7 protein-coding genes are annotated in these 6,844 nt (G+C 70.6%); 2 read left to right on the plus strand and 5 right to left on the minus strand.

What is annotated here, in order from left to right:
* The 4 genes from KN815_RS34100 to KN815_RS34110 all read right to left on the minus strand — a co-directional run.
* The coding region (locus KN815_RS34100; RefSeq protein WP_216345715.1) for an NADH-quinone oxidoreductase subunit NuoE family protein at positions 1–509 on the minus strand (509 nt) is incomplete at its 3' end.
* A gap of 2 nt (positions 510–511) precedes the next feature.
* Complete coding sequence (locus tag KN815_RS34105; protein ID WP_216345716.1) at positions 512–2,461, minus strand: molybdopterin oxidoreductase family protein; 1,950 nt, start codon at positions 2,459–2,461, stop codon at positions 512–514.
* Between the two features lie 253 nt (positions 2,462–2,714).
* Positions 2,715–2,837: an MFS transporter small subunit gene (locus tag KN815_RS51705; protein WP_301184678.1), complete on the minus strand. Its 123-nt coding sequence runs from the start codon at positions 2,835–2,837 to the stop codon at positions 2,715–2,717.
* Entirely contained in the window at positions 2,834–4,225 is a 1,392-nt protein-coding gene (locus KN815_RS34110; RefSeq protein WP_216345717.1) for an L-lactate MFS transporter, read from the minus strand. The genes KN815_RS51705 and KN815_RS34110 overlap by 4 nt, the downstream gene beginning before the upstream one ends.
* Positions 4,226–4,366: 141 nt before the next feature.
* On the opposite strand from KN815_RS34110, the gene KN815_RS34115 reads away from it, so the two are divergent.
* The gene (locus KN815_RS34115) at positions 4,367–5,044 is read left to right on the plus strand and encodes a GntR family transcriptional regulator (RefSeq protein WP_216345718.1); all 678 of its coding nucleotides are present in this window, start codon (positions 4,367–4,369) and stop codon (positions 5,042–5,044) included.
* A 48-nt stretch (positions 5,045–5,092) separates the two neighbouring features.
* Here the strand turns inward: KN815_RS34115 and KN815_RS34120 are convergent, their stop codons facing one another.
* Positions 5,093–5,383, minus strand: a complete 291-nt coding sequence (locus KN815_RS34120) for a ribosomal L7/L12 family protein (RefSeq protein ID WP_216345719.1) — start codon at positions 5,381–5,383, stop codon at positions 5,093–5,095.
* A 231-nt stretch (positions 5,384–5,614) separates the two neighbouring features.
* On the opposite strand from KN815_RS34120, the gene KN815_RS34125 reads away from it, so the two are divergent.
* Positions 5,615–6,796 carry an ROK family transcriptional regulator gene (locus KN815_RS34125; protein ID WP_216345720.1) on the plus strand — a complete coding sequence of 394 codons (1,182 nt, stop codon included), beginning with the start codon at positions 5,615–5,617 and terminating at the stop codon, positions 6,794–6,796.
* The last annotated feature ends 48 nt before the right edge of the window (positions 6,797–6,844 follow it).

Below are 6,844 nucleotides of genomic sequence, written 5' to 3' on the forward strand. Positions count from 1 at the left end.
CGCGGCGCTTCGCCCGCGCGGATCGCCAGGGCCGCCGGGGCACGCTCGCACAGGCCCAGACACGGGCTGGGCTGCCACACGGCTCCGGACCCGGCCGAGCCCGCCGGACCCAGGTCCCGTTCGAGCTCCGCGCACACCCGGGCGGAGCCCCGGGCCGCGCAGGCCAGGTCCGTGCAGACGTGGACGACGGTCGCCGGACGGGGTTTCACCGCGAACATCGCGTAGAAGGTCGCGACCCCGTAGCCCTCCGCCGGAGGGACCGTCAGCCGGCGGCACAGATAGTCCAGGCCGCCCTCGCTGATCCAGCCCACCCGGTCGTTGAGGGCGTGCAGCCCCGGCAGCAGCAGCTCGCGCCGCTCCCGTGCCTCGCGGCCGCCGCGCGCCCAGCGCAGATCGGTGTCGTTGCGGTCGTCCGCGCCCTCCCAGGCGGATTCGGGCGGGCCGAGCAGGGCGTCGACCGCCGCCCGCTCCTCGTCCGTGGGCTTGCCGGCACCGAAGCGCAGATCCACGGTCAGCTCCTTACGGCGGTCACGGGAATCTTCTCGATCCTTATGGCCGACGCCTTGAACTCCGCCGTCCCCGCGATGGGGCAGTTCGCCTCGATCGTCAGGGAGTTGGTGTCCACCTCGTCGGGGAAGTGCATGGTCATGAAGGCGAGCCCCGGCCGCAGCCCGGGATCGATCCACACCGGCGCCACCACCGAGCCGCGCCGCGAGGTGACCCGCACCCGCTCCTCGGCTTCCACCCGGTAGCGGGCCGCGTCCTCCGGGCACAGCTCGATGTACTCGCCGCGCCGCAGCGGAGAGGCGAACCCCCCGCTCTGCACCCCGGTGTTGTACGAGTCCAGGCGCCGCCCGGTGGTGAGCCGGATCGGATAGGCGTCATCGGTCAGATCGACCGGCGGATCGTGTTTCACCGGGCCGAAGGGGGCGAGGGCGCCGCGCCGCGCCGGATCGCTCTCCCACAGCCTGCCGTGCAGATAGGTGGGTTCGAGGCGGTCGGTGCTGGGGCACGGCCACTGGATGCCCTGGTGCTCCTCCAGCCGCTCGTAGGTCATGCCGAAGTGGTCGGGGGAGACGGCGCGCAGCTCGTTCCACACCTCCTCCGCGCCCTCGAACTTCCAGTCGTGGCCCAGCCGCCGCGCCAGCTCGCAGATGATGTCGATGTCCTCGCGCGCCTCGCCCGGCGGCTCCACGGCCTTGCGCACCCGCTGGACGCGGCGCTCGCTGTTGGTGGTGGTGCCCTCCGTCTCGCACCAGCCGGCGGTCGCCGGGAGCACCACATCGGCCAGCTCGGCGGTCCTGGTGAGGAAGATGTCCTGGACCACCAGGTGTTCCAGCGACTCCAGCCGCCGGACGGCCTGTTCGGTGTCGGCCTCGGACTGGGCCGGGTTCTCGCCGATGCAGTAGACGGCGCGCAGTTCGCCCGCCTCCATGGCCTCGAACATCTCGGTGAGGTTCAGCCCGTAGCGCGGCTGGATGACCACGTCCCAGGCGCGCTCGAACTTGGACCGGGTGGGCGGGTCCAGGATGTCCTGGAAGCCGGGCAGCCGGTTGGGGATGGCGCCCATGTCGCCGCCGCCCTGGACGTTGTTCTGGCCGCGCAGCGGCTGCAACCCGCAGCCGTACCGGCCGACATGGCCGGTCAGCAGGGACAGATTGATCAGCGCCCGGACGTTGTCGGTGCCGTTGTGGTGCTCGGTGATGCCGAGCGTCCAGCACAGTTGGGCGCGCTCGGCGGTGGCGTAGGCGTGCGCGAGATCGCGGATGGCGTCCGCCGGGACGCCCGTGACCTTCTCGGCGACGCTCAGGGTCCAGGGCTCCACATGGGCCGCGTACTCCTCGAAGCCGCTGGTGGCGCGCTCGATGAAGGAGCGGTTGGCGAGCCCGGCGTGGATGATCTCGCGGCCCACGGCGTGGGCGAGCGGGATGTCGGTGCCCACGTTGAGCCCCAGCCAGCTCTCGGCCCATTCGGCGGTCGAGGTGCGGCGCGGATCGACGGCGTACATCCGGGCGCCGTTGTGGATGCCCTTGAGGACGTGCTGGAAGAAGATCGGGTGCGCGAAGCGGGCGTTGGAGCCCCACATCACGATGAGGTCGGTGTCCTCGACCTCCGCGTACGACGACGTGCCGCCGCCGGAGCCGAAGACGGCGGACAGCCCCGCGACGCTGGGCGCGTGGCAGGTGCGGTTGCAGGAGTCGACGTTGTTGGTGCCCATCACCACCCGGGCGAACTTCTGGGCCACGTAGTTCATCTCGTTGGTGGCGCGGGCGCAGGAGAACATGCCGAACGCGTCGGGCCCATGGGCCGCCGTCACGGCCCGGAACCCGGCGGTGGCCCGGCTGAGCGCCTCCTCCCAGGAGGTGCGGCGGAGTTCACCGCTGACCGAGTCCCGCACCAGGGGGTGGGTCAGCCGCGGGTACTGCTTCTGCTGTCGGTCGCGCTGGCGGTTACGGGCCACGACGGGCTCCTTACGGCGGTCACGCCGCGCTGCGACGTGAGGGAACCGAACGTCCGGGTATCGTCGACAGGATATTGAATACAGTATGCCTCGGGAGGGGGTCAAGGAGTCGAACGACACCTCAACCCCCCTCCCGTCCACCGGTGATGGGGCCCCGGGCGATCGTGGGCCCCGGGCGGTGATGGGATGTCGGCCGGTGAAGAGAGCTCACGGGGGGAAAGCGAGCTCGGCCGGTGCAGCCGGTAAGGCGGGCTCAGCCCGTGAAGAGCTGGGTGGCCTTGCGGATCAGCTCGTAGACCCCGTACGCGAAGGGCAGCGCCACCCAGGCCCAGACGGCCACGGTCAGCGCGGTGCGGTTGCCGGCGGGTTCGGTCATCGGTCCGCTCCCTTCTCGGCGGGCGCCGACTCGGCGGCGTCGGCCGTCGCGGTCGCCGGTTCATGGAAGCGCGGATGGACCGGCCGTACCAGCTCGTTGGCGACGAAGCCGACGATCAGCAGCGCGATCATGATGGTGAGGGAGAGCGAGTACAGCCCGGGGCCGGTCTTCCCCGCCTCCTCCTGGTGGTCGGCCACCTTGTTGACGATGTACGGGCCGAGGACCCCGGCCACCGACCACGCGGTGAGCAGCCGGCCGTGGATCGCGCCCACCTGATAGGTGCCGAACAGGTCCTTCAGATACGCCGGAACGGTCGCGAAGCCGCCCCCGTAGAAGGAGAGGATCACCAGCGCGCACACCACGAACAGGGGCTTGGAGGAGTCCCCGAGCTGCGCGATGGCCAGATACATCAGCGCGCCCACGCCCAGATAGATCCGGTACATGTTCTTGCGCCCGATGAGATCGGACGTGGACGACCAGACCAGCCGCCCGGCCATGTTGGCCGCCGACAGCAGGGCGACGAAACCGGCCGCCGCGGTCGCGGTCACGGGGGTGTCGGTGTCCTTGAAGTAGTCGCCGATCATGGGCGCGGCCTTCTCCAGGATGCCGATGCCCGCCGTCACGTTCATGCACAGCACCACCCACAGACACCAGAACTGCGGGGTGCGCAGGGCGTTGCGCGCGGAGACGTCGGCCGTGCTGATCATGTGCCCCTGCTCCTGTGGCGGCTCCCAGCCGGCCGGCCGCCAGCCGTCGGCCGGCACCCGTACCAGCAGCACGCCGAGGGTCATGAAGACCGCGTAGGTCAGGCCGTGCACCAGGAAGGTGGTGGCGATGCCGCCGTTGTCGGTGCCGAAGCGCTCCATCAGCCAGCTCGACCAGGGCGAGGCGATCAGCGCGCCGCCGCCGAAGCCCATGATGGCGATGCCGGTGGCCATGCCGGGCCGGTCGGGGAACCACTTCATGAGCGTGGAGACGGGGGAGATGTAGCCGATGCCGAGACCGATCCCGCCGATGAAGCCGTAGCCGAGGACGACCAGCCAGTACTGGCTGGTGGCGGCGCCGAGCGAGGCGACGAGGAAGCCGGAGGAGAAGCAGACGAGGGAGACGAACATCGCCCAGCGCGGGCCGTTGCGCTCGACGAGCGTCCCGCCGAAGGCGGCGGACAGGCCGAGCATCACGATGCCGAGCTGGAAGGGGAGTGCGCTGGCCGTGCCCGAGAGGTCCATGGAGGACTCCAGGGGCGGCTTGAACACGCTCCAGGCGTACGCCTGGCCGATGGAGAGATGGACGGACAGGGCGGCCGGCGGCACCAGCCAGCGGCTCCAGCCCGGTGGGGCCACGGTGCGCGAGCGGTGTAGCGGGCCGAGTCGATCATTGGTGAGCATGTGCCCGGACTTTAAGGATTCAGCAAGTCAATGACCAGACGTAAAAGCGCCTTGGATATGTCGGCCGTGTGGACGGGATGGGTAAACTGTAGACAATAACCAATCCGGGTATCCGGTGAACGGCGAGTCAGAGGGGGCGCGATGCTGTCCAGAGGACTGCCGCACGGCGCGGTACCGAAGCTGGAGCGGCCCGGTCCACTCCGCGAGCGCGTCTACGAGGCGCTGCTCGAACTCATCACCACCCGCGCCCTCCGTCCCGGTCAGCACCTCGTGGAGAGCGAGCTGGCCGGGCAGCTCGGGGTCTCCCGCCAGCCGGTGCGCGAGGCACTCCAGCGGCTGAACACCGAGGGCTGGGTCGATCTGCGGCCCGCACAGGGCGCGTTCGTCCACGAGCCCACCGAGGAGGAGGCCGATCAGCTCCTTACGGTGCGCACGCTTCTGGAGGCCGAGGCCGCCCGGCTGGCCGCCGCGGGGACCGACGCGGCCGGGATCGCCGCGCTGGAGGAGCTGTGCGCGAAGGGCGAGCGCGCGGTGCTGGACGACGATGTGGACGGCGCGGTCGCGGCGAACGCCGAATTCCACGCCAAGATCATGGAGTTGGCCGGAAACGCGGTTCTGTCCGAGCTGGCCGCCCAGGTGGGCCGCAGGGTCCGCTGGTACTACACCCCGGTCGCCCGGCAGCGCGGCAAGCAGTCCTGGATCGAGCACCGCGAGCTGATCGCGGCCATCACCGCCGGAGATGAACACGGCGCCACGGCCGTCATGCGCGCCCACACCGAACACACCCGCCGCACGTACCACGACCGCGAGCGGTCCTGACCCCTCCGCGGGTCCGGCCGTCGCCGGGTCGCGTCATCCCGGGTGCCGTCATCGCCGAGTGGCGTCGATGCGCTCGACCGCTTCCTTGGCCTCCTTCAAGTCGGCGTCGGTGAGCTGTCGGTAGACCTTGATGGCCTCGAGCTTCTTGCCCTCCCGCAACAGGGCCGCCACCCGCCGCAGGTCGGGCCCGACCACCTCGATGCCCAGGTGGTCGAGGATCAGGTCCAGCTTGTGCTCGATACGGTCCGCCCTGCGCTGGATCTTCTTGATCTTCGACTCCAGCAGCGGATACTGCATGACGAGGACCATGAGCAAGATGTACGCCGCCGCTATCTCCATGACCGCCGATCGTAGTGGTCGCAGTGGCCGAACCCTTTCGCCGGTCCCGTGCCCCCGAGCCGCCGCCTCTCCGTGCTGTCCCGAAATCAACTCCGCTTTGTCCTGCGACAGGAGAAAGTCGTAGCCAATTGCGGCGCAAGTTCTTCCCACCCCCGACAACCGCTGCTACGTTCCCCGTGAAAGCCCGGTGACGTGAATGCCGATGACGGCGGGAGGGGCAGCGTGAGGCGCATGACGGCACGACCGGCCAACGCGCATCAGGCACGACTGCTCCGTCTGCTGCGCGACGGCGGCCCCAACTCCCGTGCTCAGCTAGGTGATCAGATCGATCTCTCGCGTTCGAAGCTCGCCGTGGAGATCGACCGGCTGCTGGAGACCGGGCTGGTGGCCGCGGACGGGCTCGCGGCCTCGCGCGGCGGCCGGCGCTCGCACAACATCCGGCTCGCGCCCGGGCTGCGACTGCTCGGCGTGGACATCGGCGCCACCTCCGTGGACGTCGCCGTGACCAATGCCGAACTGGAGATTCTCGGCCATCTCAACCAGCCCATGGATGTGCGCGAGGGACCCGTCGCGGTCTTCGAGCAGGTGCTGGACATGGCCGCGAAGCTCCGGGCCTCCGGGGTGGCCGAGGGGTTCGACGGGGCGGGCATAGGAGTGCCCGGCCCCGTGCGGTTCCCCGAGGGCGTGCCGGTGGCACCGCCGATCATGCCGGGGTGGGACGGCTTCCCCGTACGGGAGGCGCTCAGCCAGGAACTGGGCTGCCCGGTGATGGTCGACAACGATGTGAACCTGATGGCGATGGGGGAGCAGCACGCCGGAGTCGCCCGCTCCGTCAAGGACTTCCTCTGCGTCAAGATCGGCACCGGTATCGGCTGCGGAATCGTCGTCGGCGGTGAGGTCTACCGCGGTACGACGGGCAGCGCGGGCGACATCGGCCATATCCAGGCCGAACCCGACGGCCGCCCCTGCGCCTGCGGCAACCACGGCTGCCTGGAGGCGTACTTCGGCGGCGCGGCGCTGGCCCGTGACGCCGAGGCGGCGGCCCGCGACGGCCGGTCCGCCGAACTCGCCGCCCGGCTCGAGGAGATGGGCAGCCTCGCCGCCACGGATGTCGCCGCCGCGGCGTCGGCGGGCGACGCGACCGCCCTCGACCTCATCAGGGAGGGCGGCACCCGTACGGGCCAGGTCATCGCCGGGCTCGTCAGCTTCTTCAACCCCGGTCTGGTGGTCATCGGCGGCGGTGTCACCGGGCTCGGCCATACGCTGCTCGCCGCCATACGGACCCAGGTCTACCGCCAGTCCCTGCCCCTGGCCACCGGCAACCTCCCCATCGTGCTGGGCGAACTCGGCCCGGCCGCCGGGGTCACCGGCGCGGCCCGCCTGATCAGCGACCACCTCTTCTCCCCGGCCTGACGGCCTGACGGCCTGACGGCCTGACGGCCTGACGGCCTGACGGCCTGA

Source organism: Streptomyces niphimycinicus, from assembly GCF_018883605.1.
GTDB lineage: Bacteria > Actinomycetota > Actinomycetes > Streptomycetales > Streptomycetaceae > Streptomyces > Streptomyces niphimycinicus.

Excerpts from the sequence above, each read along its gene's own strand:
- KN815_RS34125 (WP_216345720.1), top strand. The coding sequence starts at position 5,615 with ATGACGGCACGACCGGCCAACGCGCATCAGGCACGACTGCTCCGTCTG.
- KN815_RS51705 (WP_301184678.1), bottom strand. The coding sequence starts at position 2,837 with ATGACCGAACCCGCCGGCAACCGCACCGCGCTGACCGTGGCCGTCTGG.
- KN815_RS34115 (WP_216345718.1), top strand. The coding sequence starts at position 4,367 with ATGCTGTCCAGAGGACTGCCGCACGGCGCGGTACCGAAGCTGGAGCGG.
- KN815_RS34120 (WP_216345719.1), bottom strand. The coding sequence starts at position 5,383 with ATGGAGATAGCGGCGGCGTACATCTTGCTCATGGTCCTCGTCATGCAG.
- KN815_RS34110 (WP_216345717.1), bottom strand. The coding sequence starts at position 4,225 with ATGCTCACCAATGATCGACTCGGCCCGCTACACCGCTCGCGCACCGTG.